Raw genomic sequence first — 17672 nt, forward strand, 5'->3', positions numbered from 1 at the left:
GAGAAATTATCTGGGTTTTCCTTGCCATCAATTTTTACTGCCAAACATAGATCAGGACAAACAAAATAATCCAGATAACATCGACGAAGTGCCAAAACAATGAGGTTGCATTTACGCCGTAGTGACCTGTATCGTAATTGCCAGGTAGGAAAGAACGGACCAAAATTATCAACTGCAACAAAATACCTGTGAAAACGTGCAAACCGTGGAAACCTGTAAGCAGATAGAATGTACTACCAAATATGCCGGAGGTGAAACCAAAGGTGAGACCGTTCCATTCAATCGCCTGTCCAACTAAAAAGTAAGTTCCCATCGCCATTGTTGCCAATAGAAACAGGCGAAATTTCACTAAGTCATGGCGTTGAAGGGCGCGTTCTGCTAAGTAAATTACAAAGCTACTAGCAACAAGAATTACTGTATTGATTGCTGGTTCTTTTACTTCTAGTCCAGAAACACCTGCTGGTAGCCAATTAGGTGTTGTTGTTTTGTAGATGGCATATCCAGCGAAAAAACTCAAGAAAATGACGCTTTCTGACAGCAGGAAGACAATGAAGCCAAACATTTTATTGCCTTCTTCGTCGTGGCTGTGTTCTGCGCTTGTCTGGTGCAATTCTTCGGAATTGATATAGCTGTCCATTTTGCTTTTTGAGGGGGAATTTTAAACGCAAAGTAACGCAAAGGGAAGCGCAGAGGTACGCGGAGGGTTTTTGCATCTTCCCGATAGTTTGCGTTTATTCTGGGAGGTTGGCTGTCAAGGGTTCTGATTTGCCGTAGCCGTAGGGTTCGGAAATGATAATGGGAATTTCTTCAAAGTTTTCTACTGGGGGTGGTGAAGAAACTAACCACTCTAGTCCAATTGCCCGCCAAGGATTAGCAGGTGCTTTCTCGCCTTGCATCCAAGAAATCACCATGTTGAAAATGAAGGGCAAGGTGGACATTCCTAATAGAAATCCGCCCAAGCTAGCGATGACATTCCAGAATTGATACTCTGGGGCATAGGAAGCAACTCGGCGTAACATTCCTTGCAATCCTAATGGGTGCATAGGCAAAAAGTTGAGGTTGGTGCCGATGAATGCTAGCCAAAAGTGGATTTTACCCCAGCTTTCCGAGTACATTCGCCCGGTCATTTTGGGGAACCAGTGATAGATGGCAGCATACAAGCCCATCGTCACAGTGCCGTAGAGAACGTAGTGGAAGTGTCCCACCACAAAGTAAGTGTTATTCACGTGGACATCCACAGGCACAGAGGAAAGCATGATGCCTGTGATACCTGCGAAGACAAACATGATCAATGCACCCAGGGCGAACAGCATCGGTGTATGTAGTCGCAGTTTACCGCCCCAAATAGTTGCCACCCAAGCGAATACTTTAATTCCTGTGGGGACAGATACACACATTGTTGTCAGCATGAAAATCAACCGCATCCAACCTGGTGTACCGCTGACGTACATGTGGTGTACCCAAACGATACCGCTGACTACGGCAATCAAGATCGATGAAACGGCAACTACTTTGTAACCAAATAGGGGTTTACGCGAATAAACTGGGAAGATTTCTGAGAAAATCGCAAAGACGGGCAAAATAATCACGTAAACGGCGGGGTGGGAGTAGAACCAGAAGTAATGTTGGAACATAACTGGATTCCCACCCTTGGCGGGGTCAAAAAAGCTCGTACCAACTGTGAGGTCGAGTAGCAGCATCACCGCGCCTGCTGTCAGTGCAGGTAGTCCGAATAGTTGGATAATCTGGGCGCTAAATACTCCCCAGACAAACAGAGGCATCCGGAAGAAGCCCATTCCTGGGGCCCGCATCTTGACGATTGTGGTGACAAAGTTCACTGCCCCCATAATTGAGGATACGCCAGATATTGCTACCGCCAAGAGCCAGATAACTTGACCATTAATTAAGTTACCTGTGGGATTCTGGAGACTGACTGGCGGGTAAGACCACCAGCCGGCTTGGGCTGGGCCACCAGGAACAAAGAAGCTACCCATCATCAAAATCCCAACTACTGGCACCATCCAAAAGGCGACGGCATTCAGGCGGGGAAATGCCATATCTCGCGCCCCAATCATCAGGGGTACTAGATAGTTGGCAAAACCAACTAGTGAGGGAAATGTCCACAAAAACAGCATCACGGTGCCGTGCATGGTGAACATACCGTTGTAGACGGTGCGATCGACTAAATCTGATTCGGGTGTCATCAGTTCTCCCCGCATCACCATCGCAAAGATACCGCCGACGAGAAAGAAGAAGAATGAGGTAACGAGATACTGGATACCAATAACTTTATGATCGGTACTAAAGCTGAAGTATTCTTTCCAGTTACTTGAAGATTCGTGCTTGGGCTTCTCATTAGGGAGAAGGATGCCTTCAATAGGAATATTAGTCATCGGTTACTTTCCTTTTAACCAGGAGAATTGACTAGAGGAGGTGCAGCAGGTGGAACTGTAACCCAACCAGTTTGGACTGATTGATTGGATGTTTGAGCATACTCAGAAGCCGCTTGATTCTTTGCTGGAGATGGCTTTTGGGTTGCAGCTTGGGCTAGCCACTGCTGATAATCTTCAGGAGATTCAACGATTACATTCGCTTGCATCGTCGCAAAGTATGTACCGCTATATTGGGAATCGGTCAATCGGTATTGTCCGGCAAGGATGGGAGTAAATTCAAAGTCGATCGCATGGTTAGGAATAATATCCTGCTTGAGGCGGAACGCAGGAATATAGAAGCCGTGGAGAACATCCTGTGATTTCAGTGCTAAACGTACCCGGCGATCGCTTGGTAAATGCAATTCGGTACTAGTAATATCTCTTTCTGGGTAGTGAAAAACCCACGCCCACTGTTTAGCTAGTACGTCAATTTTCTCAACAGGTTCTGCTAAGGCGTTAGCTGGTGCTGCATAAGCTGATTCCATCGCCAGGGGATTATGCAGATGAACTAGTTCTGATGGGCCTTGAATTCCCATTTGTTCGTAAACTTGGTAGCTGTAGCTTGCAATCCAAAATACCAAGAGAATTGGGATTGCTGTCCAGACAACTTCTAAGGTGACGTTACCTTCAATCGGGGGGCCGTCAGTAAAGTCATCTTTGACTGCCCGATGGAAGATTACAGAATAGATCAGAGTACTTGTTACTCCCAAGAAGATAAAGGCACCGAGGGTTACTAAGAAGCTAATCAAATCATCAATGAGTAGGGATTCAGCTGCTGCTTGGGGAGGAAGCCAGGAGTAAGCCTGCTTGCCGATCCAGATACTGGTAAAAGTCACTGCGATCGCGCCTGTTAGCAGCGTCAAAATATTTAAAATCTTCTGGATTTTCATGGTCATTCGTTATTGGGCATTGGGCATGGGGCATTGGGCAAATGACTTATTTAAGCGTGGTGTTGAGGTCTTGACCTAATCGCAGCAAACTATCTGCTGTATTGTGTACGCCAAATTCGGTGGCTAGTTGCGCTCCTAGTGTGCCGTGAATGTACATAATGAACATGATTGCTATGCCTGCAAACAGGTAGATCCATTGCACTTCTCTATCTGTCTGTTTATATGGTTGTTTGTCCCAAACGAAGCGCTGCCATCCTCTCCAGATGGTCATGCCAACAATCAACGTTAATAAGAACACACCACCCATACCATGCCAGAGCATAGTTTCCATTGCCTGCAATCCCCAGGCACTCTTCATATCAGCTGGTGGTGTTGCCAATAGCATTTCGTAAAATCCTGCTCCTACAGTGAAAAATGTAATAATGCTGCAAGCTAAAATGTTGTACCAGCCAACATCAAATAAGTTGTTACGTTCCACAGTAATTGCCAAAAATTTGAAAACCCATTTTTCAAACGGGAACAGAACACCAACGATATCAAAGGTCATGCCAATGATGAACAAAGCTATTGTCAGATGGACTAAGTTGGGATGAATGGGAATTGTGTAAGGTAATCCGTTTGCGCCTAGAGAGCCGCTCAATTGGTCAATCAATTCTGAGTTCATCGCAACAAACCATCCTTTACTGCTTCCACAACTGGCACGGTATGCAATCCATATACCCAAACAAGCTCATCTCCGAGATATACCTGCAAGCCAACTATCAGGGTTAAAACTAGTCCGGCTCCCAAATAATAAATCGGTACTTTTTGCGGATTACGGGCACGAATTACATAGCGCCAAGCTGTAATCGCTGTGATAATTCCTGAAAGCGACCAACCAATTAGCGTATGCAAATTCAGCACCGATTTAGCTAGGCTGTAAGGCTGTGCTAATCCTGCTTCAAACTGACCAAAAATAATTGCGACGAAGATGGCGATCGTGGCAACTAACATATTCCACCAACTCACCTCAAAAAGACCGGATTTCCCAGTAAAATAGCCAATTACATCGCAGAAGAAAGAAAACAACACCATCGCAATTACGAAGTGGACAACGATGGGATGAACCGTATCTGGATAGGGCAAATTGTGGTCGTTCAAGGATGTAAAATACTCAATCATCGTCTTCTCCTGGACATATCTACCGCACTTTTGTCAATAAATTTTGGATTTTGGATTGGCGATCGCGCAGTCTTAGCGAGCATCTTTTAGATTTATTCCGTCCCAAACGAGATATAAACTAGAAGACCTAATCAAAAATCTAAAATCGCTAGTCAAGCTTTAATAATTGATGGACACTCACTAACATCACCACAAGTATCCATCCATAATTGACCGAAATCTGTTCAATATCTGCGCGGTGCAATACGCTTAATCATGTCTTAGCTTTTTGGAGCAAAATCTGGTTAAATTGCCTACATGGAATAATTTTGGTTTTGATTCATTTCCTTATACCCATAATCTGCAACAGCAATTCTTGATGTAGCTAAATCAAATCGCTGTCGTTTGTTGATTTGCTTAACCTATCTTTAGCTTAAGTAAATTTTTATGAATTGTCAAAACAATAAATATTAAACTTTTAAAAGTTCGTTATCTAACAAAAAAATATTTTCATAATGTATTCAAATCTGCATTATTTCAAATACAAAAAACTCCAAATATAAGATTTGTCTGTCAGGAATTTCACAATAGTAAAATATTTGTTTGTAATGTAGATAACAAAAATGTTTGAACTACTCAAAAAGCCCCTGAAAATAAGAAAAGGAAGTAATCAAAGTACAAAAGTGTCGAATTCAGTTAAGTCAGAACCCAGAAATACAGTTTATTGCAACAGTTCGCTTTTTTCCTTTGATATTATTTTCAGAATTCTTTCATTTTTCTCTTATTTCTGCTAAAGTGAGAAGATTATGAAATTGCTATAATCAGATTTAATATCAATAACTTTCAGATGCAATTACCGCAGTACGGACAAAAATTGGCTGTAGCGTCTGGGCTGCTATTGGGGCTATGTTTGGCTGGGTGTAGCCCGTCAGGCTCTAATTCTCAACCACAGTTAAGTCCAAACTCAGCCACAACTACCACCACCAATCTAGATAAAAAAGGTAAAAAAGTAGTTCTTACCACCTTTACAGTCATTGCAGATATGGCGCAAAACGTGGCGGGAGACAAGGCTATTGTTGAATCCCTCACCAAACCAGGGGCGGAAATTCATGGTTACGAACCAACTCCTAGCGATTTGGTGAGGGCGCAAAAAGCAGACCTAATTTTGAATAATGGTCTGAATTTAGAGCGTTGGGCACAGAAATTGTATAATAGCGTCCCTAATGTACCTCACGTTACTCTAAGTGAGGGAATTAAACCTGTAGAAATTACGGAGGATGCCTATAAGGGGAAACCTAATCCTCATGCTTGGATGTCACCACAAAATGCCTTGATTTACGTAGAGAATATTCGCAAGGCATTAGTTAATTTAGACTCAGCGAATGCAGAGACTTATAATACCAATGCCAAAGCATACAGCCAAAAGATTAAAGAAGTTGATGAGAAACTGCGAAAAAGCGTGTCGGTAGTTCCAGCAGACAAGCGCTACATGGTAAGCTGTGAAGGCGCTTTCTCATACGTCACCCGCGATTATGGCTTGAAAGAAGCTTATCTCTGGGCAGTCAACTCTGAACAGCAAGCTACTCCCAAACAGCTAGAAAAAGTCATTGATATAGTTAAAAAAAATAAAATACCTGTAGTTTTCTGTGAAAGTACAGTAAACGATGGAGCGCAACGTCAGGTAGCTAGAGAATCAGGAGCAAGGTTTGGTGGAGTGTTTTACGTTGATTCCCTATCTCCAGCAAACGGCCCAGCACCAACTTATCTCAAGTTGCTAGAACTTAATATTACTACTCTAACTCAGGGATTAGAGGAAAAGTGAGCAAGTATGTAAGAATAAATTTAATTATTTAAAATTAGTTTGTAGTAAGGACTTTAGTCCTATTTTGTTCTCTGGAAAACATTACGTGTTCGCAAAAATGCTGGAGTCACTCACTACAAACTAATGATTAATCTTAGAGGTGATTTTTAGTGAAATCTATTAGTATTGATGTCGAAAATCTGACAGTTGCTTACCACGGCAAAGTTGCTTTACATGGTGCTTCTTTGCAAATTAAAGCAGGTTCAATTAGTGGTTTAGTGGGGATGAATGGTAGTGGTAAATCAACCCTATTTAAGGCGATTATGGGTTTTTTAAAGCCAGTTACAGGACAGGTTTTGATTAATGGCTTACCGATAAAAACTGTACAGAAAAAAAGCTTGGTCGCTTATGTACCACAGTCAGAAGAAGTGGACTGGAATTTTCCAGTAAGTGTCGAGGATGTGGTGATGATGGGACGCTATGGTTACATGAATATACTGCGAATTCCGGCGGCGAAAGATCACAGAGTGGTGAGAGAAAGTTTGGAAAGAGTGCAAATGTGGTCAATGCGCGATCGCCAAATAGGAGAACTCTCTGGTGGACAGAAAAAACGTGCCTTTCTCGCCCGTGCTTTAGCACAACAGGGAACAGTTTTGCTATTAGATGAACCTTTCACTGGGGTAGATATCAAAACAGAAAAAGCAATGATTGACTTATTGTTGGAATTGCGAGAAGAAGGTCATACAATTTTGATTTCTACCCATGATTTAGCTTCTATCACTACTTTCTGCGACCAAGTAGTACTCATTAACCGTACTATTTTAGCTTATGGAAATACATCTGAAGTCTTCACAGAAGAGAATCTCTCTCGGACTTTTGGTGGTTCTCTTGGAGATTTATCTTTCAGCAAAAGTCAGATTATCCGTGGAAAGAAAAGTGAATCTGATTAATTACTAATTAATATTATTAAAAGTATGAATACTCTCGCATTCCTAGATTGGTTAACCACGCCCCTACAGCATGAATTTATGGTGAAGGCAATTTGTGTCAGTGCCTTAGTTGGGGTAGTCTGTTCTGTTTTATCTTGTTTTATGACCCTAAAAGGTTGGGCATTGATGGGAGATGCTGTTTCCCATGCGGTAATGCCTGGGGTAGTAATTGCTTATGTTTTAAATATCCCTTTTGCTGTGGGCGCTTTTGTTTTTGGAGTGGGTTCAGTTATTGCGATCGGTTATATCAAAGCGAAGACGAGAATTAAAGAAGATACTGTCATCGGACTTGTATTTACAGGATTTTTCGCTCTTGGTTTGGTACTAGTTTCCAAAACTCCAAGCAGCGTAGACTTGACGCATATTTTGTTTGGAAATGTCTTGGGCATTTCTAATGAAGACATTATCCAAACGGTGATTATTAGCGTAATTACTTTAGTAACAATAGCTATTTTACGCAAAGACCTCCTATTATTTTGTTTTGACCCCACTCATGCACGTTCCATTGGCTTGAACACAGGAGCGCTGCATTATATTTTACTATCATTACTCTCGTTAACTGCTGTCGCCGGACTCCAGACAGTGGGAATTATTCTGGTTGTAGCGATGTTAGTTACTCCGGGAGCAACGGCTTATTTGTTAACAGACCGTTTCGACCACATGATACTAATTGCGATGGCATCAGGAGTATTTTCTAGTGTTATGGGGACTTACATCAGCTATCATATCGATGGTGCAACAGGGGGTTGCATAGTTGTGTTGCAAACCTTGTTGTTTGTCATAGCAATGATTTTTGCACCTAAACATGGGTTACTGGTAAGAGCAAAGAAGCAAGAAAACACTGACTAATTCAGGATGAAATAGCCTTTGCTATTTACGTAACCCCCATTTTGCAGGTGTGAGGGCGAAACAAGTGTCGTTTAAAATTGTGGTAATTGGTACTTCTTTAGGCGGATTATCAGCATTGAAAATCGTCCTGGGAAATTTACCAGCAGACTTCCCTGTGCCGATCGCGATCGTGCAACACCGTCACAAAGAGTCTAGCAACACACTCCAGGATTTATTGCAAGAATCCAGTTTGTTGAAAATTCGCGAAGTGGAAGATAAGGAGGAAATACTACCGGGACATATCTACATAGCCCCAGCAGATTATCATTTACTGGTTGAACCAGGTCACTTTGCTCTTTCGACTGATGAACCTGTTTCTTATGCCCGACCGTCTATCGATGTGCTGTTTGAGTCGGCAGCCGATGTTTATACAGAGGAAGTTATTGGTGTAATATTGACAGGAGCAAACCAAGATGGTGTGCAAGGTCTTAAAAAAATAAAAGCGCGGGGAGGAATTACCATTGTACAGGAACCTGCCACAGCTGAAAGCGACGTTATGCCAGAGGCAGCAATTTCTGCTGTTGAAGTAGACTGGATTTTGACACTCTCAAACATTGCTTCCCAAATGGTCAAGCTTTGTCAATTATCACAGAAATAAACCGATGCAGATGGAACCCAAAGTCAACATCCTCCTAGTAGATGATAAACTAGAAAATTTGCTGGCACTAGAGGCAATCCTAGAAAAACTAGGGGAAAATCTTGTGAGAGCTACTTCTGGGGAAGAAGCTTTGAGGTGTCTGCTGCATCAAGATTTTGCGGTGATTTTGCTGGATGTGCAAATGCCAGGGATGGACGGTTTTGAAACTGCTACCTTAATTCGCAATCGGGGGCGATCGCGTCACACTCCGATTATCTTTCTGACTGCTTTTAGCACCAGCGACCAAATGCTGTTTAAAGGTTATGCCTTGGGTGCTGTTGATTATTTGCTCAAACCACTAGACCCCAATATCTTGACTTCTAAAGTCACAGTATTTGTAGAACTATTTAAGAAAACAGAAGCCGTCAAGCAACAAACAGCGCAACTGGTAGCTGTGAATACCGAACTCAGGCAAAGTGAAGAAAGATTCCGATCGCTAAGTACCTGCTCACCCGTTGGCATTTTTGAAACTGATACCGAAGGCGACTGTAAATATACTAATCCCCGCTATCAGGCAATTTGTGGCTTGAAAGCGGCAGAGAGTTTAGAAAAGAGATGGCTGGAATCTGTTCATCCAGAAGACAAAGAACGAGCGATCGCTAGTTGGTCTGCTTACATTTGTGAAGGTCGGGAATACTCAGAAGAATTTCGCTTTCAAGCTGCTCACGGTAACATTCGTTGGGTTCAAGTTCGTTCATCACCGATGCTTTCCAGTCAAGGAGAATTGCTGGGTTATGTAGGCACTCTTGAAGATATTACCGAACGCAAGCAAGCCGAAGAAGTCCGTGCTCAAGTGATTCGCGAACAAACGGCAAGACAGGAAGCAGAAGCCGCGAATCGAATGAAAGATGAGTTTCTAGCTGTTCTCTCCCACGAACTCCGCACACCTCTAACCTCGATGCTCGGCTGGTCAAAAATCCTCCGCACCAAAAAACTTGACGAAAAAGCCACCTCCCGCGCCTTGGAGGCGATCGAACGCAACGCTATATCTCAGATGCAACTAATTGAGGATATCTTAGACGTATCCCGGATTATCCGTGGTCAGTTGCGGTTAAACGTATCGGCAGTGAATCTAATCTCGGTGATGGAGGCAGCTTTAGAAGCAGTGCGTCCCCTAGCAGAGCCAAAAGATATTCAATTAAATACTGTACTGGATACTTCCATAGGGTCAGTCTATGGCGATCTGGCCCGTTTACAGCAAATTGTCTGGAACCTACTAACTAATGCAATAAAATTTACCCCTAAAGGTGGTAGGGTAGAAGTCAGACTGTCAAAGCATTTTGGATTTTCGATTTCAGACTTTGGTGTGGGCGCTACTTCCACAACCATCAGTACAAGCCAGTCGAACGATTTGAGATTTGAATCTGATAGTGAAAATTTAGACTCTGCAAATACTGATGAAAGCAATAATCTAAAATCCAAAATCCAAAATTCAAAATCCCAGTACGCCCAAATTCAAGTTATTGATACAGGTATTGGTATCAGTTCCGAGTTTTTACCCAAAGTATTTGAGCGGTTCCGGCAAGCAGACAGTACCACAACGCGATCGCACAATGGATTAGGACTAGGTTTAGCGATCGTCCGTCATCTAGTGGAACTGCACAAAGGTGCAATCTTTGCCGAAAGTTTAGGTACTGGACAAGGAGCAACCTTTACTGTACGATTACCACTTCTACAAGACAATAAGGGTAGTAGGGTGAGTAGAGAAGCTACAGGAGAAATTTCTTCTCCTGTGGCAGCGACGCCCCTTGCTGGATTAAGAGTTTTAGTTGTAGATGATGAAGCAGATACCCGTAACTTTCTCAGTTTTATGTTTGAGGAGTATGGGGCTTTTGCCAGTGCGGTAGCATCAGTTGATGAAGCGCTAGTAGTACTTGAACAAGCAAAACCAGATATCCTGATTAGCGACATCGGTATGTCAGAGCAAGATGGTTATACACTGATTAGGAAACTGCGCTCTTTAGAACCAGAAAAAGGCGGACGCATCCCCGCGATCGCTTTAACAGCATACACGCGAGAGGAAGACCGCTTGAAAGCGCTTTCAGAAGGGTTTCAGCAGCATTTATCTAAGCCAATTGACCCGAATAAATTGATTGCTGCGGTTGCCAATGTATTAGAACTGCCTCTGCAAGTTCCAGTGAGTTGATTTGGAATGGAGAGTGGGTAGTGGGGAAAGCAGGGGAAGAAGAAATATTAATTCTTGCAATGCCCAATCCCTAATCCCCAATCCCCAATTTTCAATCAAGAGGAAGTTAGAGCATGTTTTTTGAGTTCGTCTAGAGAAACCACTTCCAAAGCTCTAGCATGAGTTGCTGAAAGTATTACGGGTGGAGCAACGCCAGCTTCTAGAGCTTCTTGCCAACGAGAAGCACACAAACACCAGCGATCGCCAGGCTTCAGTCCAGGAAAATTAGAATCAGGAACAGGTGTGCTCAGGTCGTTCCCCCGCGATTTAGTGAACTCCAGGAATTCTGATGTCAGTTCGGCACATACGACATGCGCCCCAAAATCCTGACCACCTGTGCGACAAAAACCGTCGCGGTAAAACCCAGTCATGGGAGAAGTGCAGCAGGCCTCTAGGTTTGCACCGATTACGTTTTTAGCTTCTGTCATCGTTAATTCGTTGCACTTGATTTTTTTACTTCGATATAAGCCTATATTGACACTTCCTTAGTTGAATTAAAATCGCTATCCCTTATTAATTCGGAAAAGCAGGGAATTCTAGAATCACTACTCATCCCAAGTTGTCAACCTTACAGTTATTAAGAATGGTGCAATATCTCAGTAGAATCCCCAGGCGCAGACAAAATTGCCACTGTGGCAATTAAAGTTTTAAGAAGTTATAAGGGTTTGATGTGCTACTCAAAAGCGCTATCTTTAATCAGATTTTTGGCGATCACCCTTTGCGATCGCTACTATAAAGCGGGCGAGTACGCCATCGCACTTCATAAACTTGGTAACAGGTTATTCTACCCAGAATTTAATATAGGGCACTGCTGAGGAGACAATTCACCAGCAGTAATCAAACTCATCAATAAAATTGTGTATCGTACCAAAATACTTATTTTGAGCGATACCAGCAAAACGGCATACTCTACCCTCAACTAAATAGAACTTGCCAGCAATCAATTTAATTATCACTCTAATTGCGATCGCACTCTTGAAAGTTGGTAACAGGTTTATACCAAGGTAGATACTCATCTGGGGTAAGCTTGCCAAGAAAAATACAAGCGTTTGCTCTATAAAGGGTTACTTCTGAGTGTACTTATGAAAATTCAAGTTGAATTGCTACATATGCGTTCGCAAAGCGTTTGTATAGGAGAATTGCTCCTAAATTTGCTCCTAGACAGATGCTTCCTAGTCCCAATAAAATGTATGTGGGAGCCATGACAACTCCAATCATGAACCAAGCAAATACGTGCAGTATGATTAATAAAGCAAAGGTACTGGCAATTGCAGCACTTCGCCAAATCTCAATAGCTGGACGACACAATAATGTCAAACCTATTGTTAACGAGGTAGCAATTAGGTTGACTGGGATTAGAAAGGCACAAATACCAATGCAGTAAGTGCTTGAGAATACCGTCAAGGTGTTGAAGTCTAACATTAATTCTCCTAGATGAAATTGCCAAATTTTAGATGAATATTTGTCCTGATATCCTCAAGGCTAGTCAGACTTTAAAAGATTTGTAGGTTAGCCGAAACTATGGCGTTACTCAGATATTAGTGAAGACACACTAAAAACTTGAACCACCAAGAAGTTGGTGGTTCAGGGTTATACTTCGTATTAGCTATTAGTCAGGCACTTAAGTAGGAAATATTCTCCGGGTAATCAGTGCGCTGGCGAACCCAGAAACACTAAGACCTAGCAAAATACTAGTAAACAAAAGACCTATTCGAGGGTTAAAATCTAGTTTTTTGTCTTCTCTACCACCTGTAAAGAATAAAGACCAAGCTTGGGAAGCATTGATAGTCTTAAAGCTATTAAAATCAGGTCTGAAAACAACAGAACCAAATAGCTCAGGAGACTTGAAGTCTAAATTATTGTTCATGTAAATAAGTATAACAAATATCTTGTCAAATAGGTAGTTTTATGATATAAACCTAGAGATAAAGGCAAGGTAGATATGTTGAGGGCAGCGATCGCCGACGTTGACTGGTAATTTTTCAGAGGGAGATGAGGAACGGATATCACTCAAAATGTATCAAGTGGTGATACCGTGACCACCACCAGTAATATAGATACATTTACAAAAGCTAACCAGCACTAGAGCAACTGCTGACCTACAGAAGGCCCCAAAAGTGAAGGAAGCCTTGACCAGAAAATAGTTCAATTAGGGCGGCGCACAAAAAGCCAATCATCGCCAAACGACCGTTCCAAAGTTCAGCCTGGGGTGTAAATCCCCAACGCCAGGCATTGCGATTATCGAGCATCGGGGGGTTAATGTTTGTGTTAGCTGACATAGTTAATAATCCAAGTTTTGTGACTGTAACAACTTACTGGTGTTGTGCAAAGTAAGGATTGCTTCCCGGTTTTACAATCAGGCAAAATCCATATCTAGTTTCCACTTGTGTTTGAGGAGTTCTTGAAACATCGTTTCCCGAATCATCATCTGCTTATAGTGCAAGATCAAGAACTCTTGAGCTTGTTCACGGGACATCTGCTGCACTTGATCGCTAAAGGAACGAATGCTAAATTCTTGTTCTAAAGATAATTTGATTGGCTGATTCATTACTGCCTCTTTTAATCCACTTAGGGTATAAAACTGTCAAATTAATCTTGCAGGGCACTATCTTAAAATCTGGGTCTGAAGCTGAACGCCTCGCTATATTTAACACCTAGCTAACGGTAAAGGCAGTTAACGAAGTCAGTATCATCAGCGGCATAGCAACGCTTCTTGGAAAGAATAACAACGGCGCTCTTTCTTCAGACCTAGAACAATCAGATAGGTGAGTCGGTTTTTCTAGTTGCGTAGGCATTGAGCGCACCTCTGTCATCAGTGGTGTACAGGGCTATATCGCCTACTTGTTAGTTTATGTAAATTAATATAACACATTATTCCCATAATTCGACATTTTTGACTGAGTATGATATATCAGCCTTTAGGCTAATCAAGCAATTAGCACCGTTCAAATTACATTTATTGCCTCTGTGCCATTTTTTGCTGAGGCTACTCGATACCCTGACTGCTCTAGTCCAAGTCGCAGTTCTTTTTGGATAAAATGCTTCATCGTCCAATAACTGCAAAATCCCGCACTGGTCTTGAATTTTGTCGAAGCGTTGCGATTGATTGCACTTGTTGCACTAATCTATCAATATCCATGACAGAAAGCTGGGTAAATTCTTCTCGGTCAAGAAATTTTGCCTGGGGATTAGTAGTAATCTCCCGCCAGCTTGTAGTTTCCTGCCATCTGACTGATTTTAGTTGATTGGCTCTAGTTTTATAAGCTCAGTTTATCATTCACCTTTAGCAACCAGCTTTTATACGTTTCCTGACAAAGGGTATCATAAACTACTATTTTTTGGCAGTCACAGAACTTTTCGGTCTACTCAATGTTGATAGCAGTAGTTACTGATCATCGTAATAATTTAAATGTTTTTGTCTCCTAAAATTTATTCCTAGAACTTATACATTTTAGAGTTCTTATTTCCTAAAATATCTTCCTATAAATTATACATTTTATACAGATTATACGTTCACATGAAAATATTTAATCAAACATACTTTTTAACAATAGATGTTAGAGTAAAGATTGTTAAAAAAAAAGTTTATGTTTAGCAGTTAAAATAACTTGTTGATATTGGCACTGCTGCCATGAAAGCTAGTTACTTTAGTATATTAATTGCTGCAATAAAAGCTGCTAAGGGAGTAGATACTTTCAAAGGTAATAGCCCATTCACTGTTTTTGTATCTACTGATGAGACGTTTGCTGAACTTCAAGCAAGCACAATAGATGCAGTGCTTAAGAACATTCTAAAGCTCAATAAAATCTCAAATTTGGAAATGTGATGTATCTAAATAATAGATTTCCTACTAATCCTTCATTTCTTAAAGGGCTACGAATACTCCTTGTAGATAATGATGTCAATTTCTGCAATTCGTTCATACTGATGTTGCAATCCTATGGTGTGAAGGTGCAAGCGGCATTTTTAGTCCAGCAAGCTCTGGAAATATTTGTGCAATGGCAACCTGATGTCCTGTTGAGTGATATTTCCTCGCCAAAGGAGGATGGCTATGCTCTGATTCACCAAGTGAGAACACTTACGGGAGAGCAAGGGAAAGTAGTACCAGCCATTGCTCTAACAACAGCTGTCACTGAAGATGTGTATCAACATGCTCTCTTAGCTGGATTTAACCTATGCTTCCTTAAACCCCTACTTCTTGATGATTTTGTTGCTGTGCTTGGCATTTTAGCAATTACTAATAGTCCTCATTCAGCCTCATGCTAACTAGCTCTAATTAATATCTTAGATATAGTAGTCTAAGTTTTGGGAAGTAATGATATGGGTCATTTATTGGTGAGAACCATTATTTTGAAAATGCTACTAATGAACTTGATAAACGATAGGATTAATCTTAGGAGTTATCAAATGTATATTTCGACTCAATTAGTTTTACTCTTGAGTAGCGGAATTATTGGGATTGGATTTATTTTAGCTTCATACTTATTGGCAGTAATTTGGATTTAGTAAAATTAAATTGTTTATAGTTTATATTTTTGGAATAGTTTTACCGCTAATGCCTTCCTCACCTCGCGGGTATATGGAGGAAGAGCTATAAATCTTGTATTTCTGCGTTAGCGTTCGCGGAGCGTCTCGTAAAGAAGCTTACCGTACCCCTACGGGGAAGCAAGCTACGTGTAGGGTCTCGCAGATTTTGACCAATGGAGGATCAAAGCAATACAAACGCACAAGACACAAGTTTTGCTGCGTTTGTGGAAGATATTGCGAGGAAGATGAGTTGTACTTTCTTAAAACCGTACAGTGTGGCTTATCTACACCTTGCAAGATTTCAGGAAGCGAAAAATTTTTTTAGAGTTCCACAATTACTAAAGTGAAGTTCTAATAAAAACCCCTGGTAGTTAGCCAGGGGTAATGCAAGTCAGTACTTTTCGCATGGAATGTATCCTACTCAAATACCATAGCAACCGTCTAATTTAGAGATATGCCATTTTGCCAAACTAAAAAAGCCCCCAGTGGTAAGCCGAGGGTTAATTTTTTTTTGAATAGCGGTAATCTACAAAGCTATTATTCCCAGGTCAGTAGGCAATAAAACCAAAATATAAGAATTTCTACAACTATCTATTAGACTTCTTGCATGAATCAAAAGCCCTCTCCCAGACTAGGGAGAGGGACTTTGAAATTGGCTCCCCTTCTCCCAACTTTGGGAGAAGGGATTGGGGGATGTAGCAAGATCCCGCAGGGTGGGCAAGTTTTACATTCGTGCAAGAGGTCTATTATGTTGTGATGTCATACAAAAAAGAGCTTCGGCGTATCCTGACCTCGTTGCTTGCCTTTAAATAAGTAAAACTAATAACTTATATCAGCTTTACTGAAGTAATAAAACTTGATTAAAAAATGTAAAGCATTGTAGAGTACATTTACAGGCAAAAACAAAACCGCCTGATTCATAAACAACCAAACGCACTTATAAAACAATGACAACAACCTTACAACAGCGCGAAAGCGCCAACGTATGGGATAGATTCTGCGAATGGATCACCAGCACCAACAACCGGATTTACATCGGTTGGTTCGGTGTAGTCATGATCCCCACCTTGCTAGCGGCCACCGCTTGCTTCGTAATCGCTTTCATCGCTGCTCCTCCAGTAGATATCGATGGTATCCGCGAACCTGTTGCAGGTTCCTTGATTTACGGAAACAACATCATCTCTGGTGCAGTAGTACCTTCCTCAAACGCCATCGGTTTGCACTTCTACCCAATTTGGGAAGCAGCTTCTCTTGATGAGTGGTTGTATAACGGCGGTCCTTACCAACTGGTAATCTTCCACTTCCTGATTGGCATATTCTGCTACATGGGTCGTGAATGGGAACTATCCTACCGCTTAGGTATGCGTCCTTGGATTGCTATAGCCTACTCAGCACCAGTAGCAGCAGCAAGTGCAGTATTCTTGGTATACCCCATCGGACAAGGTTCATTCTCTGATGGTATGCCTTTGGGTATAAGCGGAACATTCAACTTCATGATCGTGTTCCAAGCAGAACACAACATCTTGATGCACCCCTTCCACCAATTAGGTGTAGCTGGTGTATTCGGCGGAAGCTTGTTCAGTGCAATGCACGGTTCTCTTGTAACTTCTTCTTTGGTTCGTGAAACCACCGAAACTGAATCCCTTAACTACGGTTACAAATTCGGTCAAGAAGAAGAAACCTACAACATCGTTGCAGCCCACGGCTACTTCGGTCGTCTAATCTTCCAATACGCTTCTTTCAACAACAGCCGTTCACTGCACTTCTTCCTCGCAGCATGGCCTGTAATCGGCATCTGGTTTACCGCCTTGGGTGTCAGCACAATGGCGTTCAACTTGAACGGTTTCAACTTCAACCAATCAATCATTGATTCTGAAGGTCGTGTGATTGCGACTTGGGCAGATGTAATCAACCGCGCTAACCTGGGTATGGAAGTAATGCACGAGCGTAACGCTCACAACTTCCCTCTAGATTTGGCGGCTGGTGATTTTGCTCCTGTAGCTCTTAGTGCTCCTGCTATCAACGGTTAATTCGGAAGTTTAGCTAAATCAAAAAACGCTCTCCTTTTACGGAGAGCGTTTTTTGTTTAAATGTGTAGAATTTGCTATCCTTTTGTTAAAAAGCATACTTTCACTTCACATAAATCAGCGCAGAAATCTGCTTGATTTCTCATCTTTTACATT

Annotated in this window: 18 protein-coding genes; 8 read left to right on the forward strand and 10 right to left on the reverse strand. The window is 41.8% G+C overall.

Going from position 1 to position 17672, the window contains the following annotated elements:
- Positions 1–34: 34 nt before the first annotated feature.
- The 5 genes from NLP_RS13800 to NLP_RS13820 all read right to left on the reverse strand — a co-directional run bounded on the left by NLP_RS13800 (position 35) and on the right by NLP_RS13820 (position 4483).
- The gene (locus NLP_RS13800; protein WP_104906883.1) at positions 35–637 is read right to left on the reverse strand and encodes a cytochrome c oxidase subunit 3; all 603 of its coding nucleotides are present in this window, start codon (positions 635–637) and stop codon (positions 35–37) included.
- 94 nt (positions 638–731) lie between these two features.
- A complete protein-coding gene (gene ctaD / locus NLP_RS13805) occupies positions 732–2393 on the reverse strand; it encodes a cytochrome c oxidase subunit I (protein WP_104906884.1) in 1662 nt (553 codons plus the stop codon).
- Positions 2394–2407: 14 nt separating this feature from the next.
- Positions 2408–3322 carry a cytochrome c oxidase subunit II gene (locus NLP_RS13810; RefSeq protein WP_104906885.1) on the reverse strand — a complete coding sequence of 305 codons (915 nt, stop codon included), beginning with the start codon at positions 3320–3322 and terminating at the stop codon, positions 2408–2410.
- Positions 3323–3368: 46 nt separating this feature from the next.
- On the reverse strand, positions 3369–3986 hold the full coding sequence (locus tag NLP_RS13815; RefSeq protein WP_104906886.1) for a DUF2231 domain-containing protein: 618 nt from the start codon (positions 3984–3986) through the stop codon (positions 3369–3371).
- Positions 3983–4483, reverse strand: coding sequence for a DUF2231 domain-containing protein (locus NLP_RS13820; RefSeq protein WP_104906887.1), 501 nt, complete (start codon positions 4481–4483; stop codon positions 3983–3985). The genes NLP_RS13815 and NLP_RS13820 overlap by 4 nt, the downstream gene beginning before the upstream one ends.
- 826 nt (positions 4484–5309) lie before the next feature.
- On the opposite strand from NLP_RS13820, the gene NLP_RS13825 reads away from it, so the two are divergent.
- The 5 genes from NLP_RS13825 (at position 5310) to NLP_RS13845 (ending at position 10923) form a co-directional block, all read left to right on the forward strand.
- Positions 5310–6284: a metal ABC transporter substrate-binding protein gene (locus NLP_RS13825; protein WP_104906888.1), complete on the forward strand. Its 975-nt coding sequence runs from the start codon at positions 5310–5312 to the stop codon at positions 6282–6284.
- A gap of 149 nt (positions 6285–6433) precedes the next feature.
- The gene (locus tag NLP_RS13830) at positions 6434–7213 is read left to right on the forward strand and encodes a metal ABC transporter ATP-binding protein (RefSeq protein WP_104906889.1); all 780 of its coding nucleotides are present in this window, start codon (positions 6434–6436) and stop codon (positions 7211–7213) included.
- Between the two features lie 24 nt (positions 7214–7237).
- Positions 7238–8101: a metal ABC transporter permease gene (locus tag NLP_RS13835; RefSeq protein ID WP_104906890.1), complete on the forward strand. Its 864-nt coding sequence runs from the start codon at positions 7238–7240 to the stop codon at positions 8099–8101.
- 64 nt (positions 8102–8165) lie between these two features.
- A complete protein-coding gene (locus NLP_RS13840) occupies positions 8166–8738 on the forward strand; it encodes a chemotaxis protein CheB (protein ID WP_104906891.1) in 573 nt (190 codons plus the stop codon).
- A gap of 4 nt (positions 8739–8742) precedes the next feature.
- A complete protein-coding gene (locus NLP_RS13845; RefSeq protein ID WP_104906892.1) occupies positions 8743–10923 on the forward strand; it encodes a hybrid sensor histidine kinase/response regulator in 2181 nt (726 codons plus the stop codon).
- Positions 10924–11018: 95 nt separating this feature from the next.
- Here the strand turns inward: NLP_RS13845 and NLP_RS13850 are convergent, their stop codons facing one another.
- From NLP_RS13850 to NLP_RS13875, 5 genes are all read right to left on the reverse strand, one after another.
- A complete protein-coding gene (locus tag NLP_RS13850; RefSeq protein ID WP_104906893.1) occupies positions 11019–11390 on the reverse strand; it encodes a DUF2237 family protein in 372 nt (123 codons plus the stop codon).
- A 652-nt stretch (positions 11391–12042) separates the two neighbouring features.
- A complete protein-coding gene (locus NLP_RS13860; protein WP_104906895.1) occupies positions 12043–12384 on the reverse strand; it encodes a hypothetical protein in 342 nt (113 codons plus the stop codon).
- 199 nt (positions 12385–12583) lie between these two features.
- Positions 12584–12829 (reverse strand): hypothetical protein, encoded by a 246-nt coding sequence (locus NLP_RS13865; RefSeq protein WP_104906896.1) that lies wholly within the window; start codon positions 12827–12829, stop codon positions 12584–12586.
- 232 nt (positions 12830–13061) lie between these two features.
- Complete coding sequence (locus tag NLP_RS13870) at positions 13062–13241, reverse strand: chlorophyll a/b-binding protein (RefSeq protein WP_104906897.1); 180 nt, start codon at positions 13239–13241, stop codon at positions 13062–13064.
- Positions 13242–13318: 77 nt separating this feature from the next.
- Entirely contained in the window at positions 13319–13510 is a 192-nt protein-coding gene (locus NLP_RS13875) for an NblA/ycf18 family protein (RefSeq protein ID WP_104906898.1), read from the reverse strand.
- A gap of 1083 nt (positions 13511–14593) precedes the next feature.
- Between NLP_RS13875 and NLP_RS13880 the strand changes: the two genes are divergently transcribed.
- The 3 genes from NLP_RS13880 (at position 14594) to psbA (ending at position 17519) form a co-directional block, all read left to right on the forward strand.
- Complete coding sequence (locus NLP_RS13880) at positions 14594–14788, forward strand: fasciclin domain-containing protein (protein WP_104906899.1); 195 nt, start codon at positions 14594–14596, stop codon at positions 14786–14788.
- Complete coding sequence (locus tag NLP_RS13885; RefSeq protein WP_104906900.1) at positions 14788–15228, forward strand: response regulator; 441 nt, start codon at positions 14788–14790, stop codon at positions 15226–15228. Before NLP_RS13880 ends, NLP_RS13885 begins: the two co-directional genes overlap by 1 nt.
- 1208 nt (positions 15229–16436) lie before the next feature.
- Positions 16437–17519 carry a photosystem II q(b) protein gene (gene psbA, locus NLP_RS13890; protein ID WP_104906901.1) on the forward strand — a complete coding sequence of 361 codons (1083 nt, stop codon included), beginning with the start codon at positions 16437–16439 and terminating at the stop codon, positions 17517–17519.
- Positions 17520–17672: the final 153 nt, after the last annotated feature.

Origin of the sequence: Nostoc sp. 'Lobaria pulmonaria (5183) cyanobiont' (assembly GCF_002949795.1) — a bacterium.
In the GTDB taxonomy this organism is placed as follows: domain Bacteria; phylum Cyanobacteriota; class Cyanobacteriia; order Cyanobacteriales; family Nostocaceae; genus Nostoc.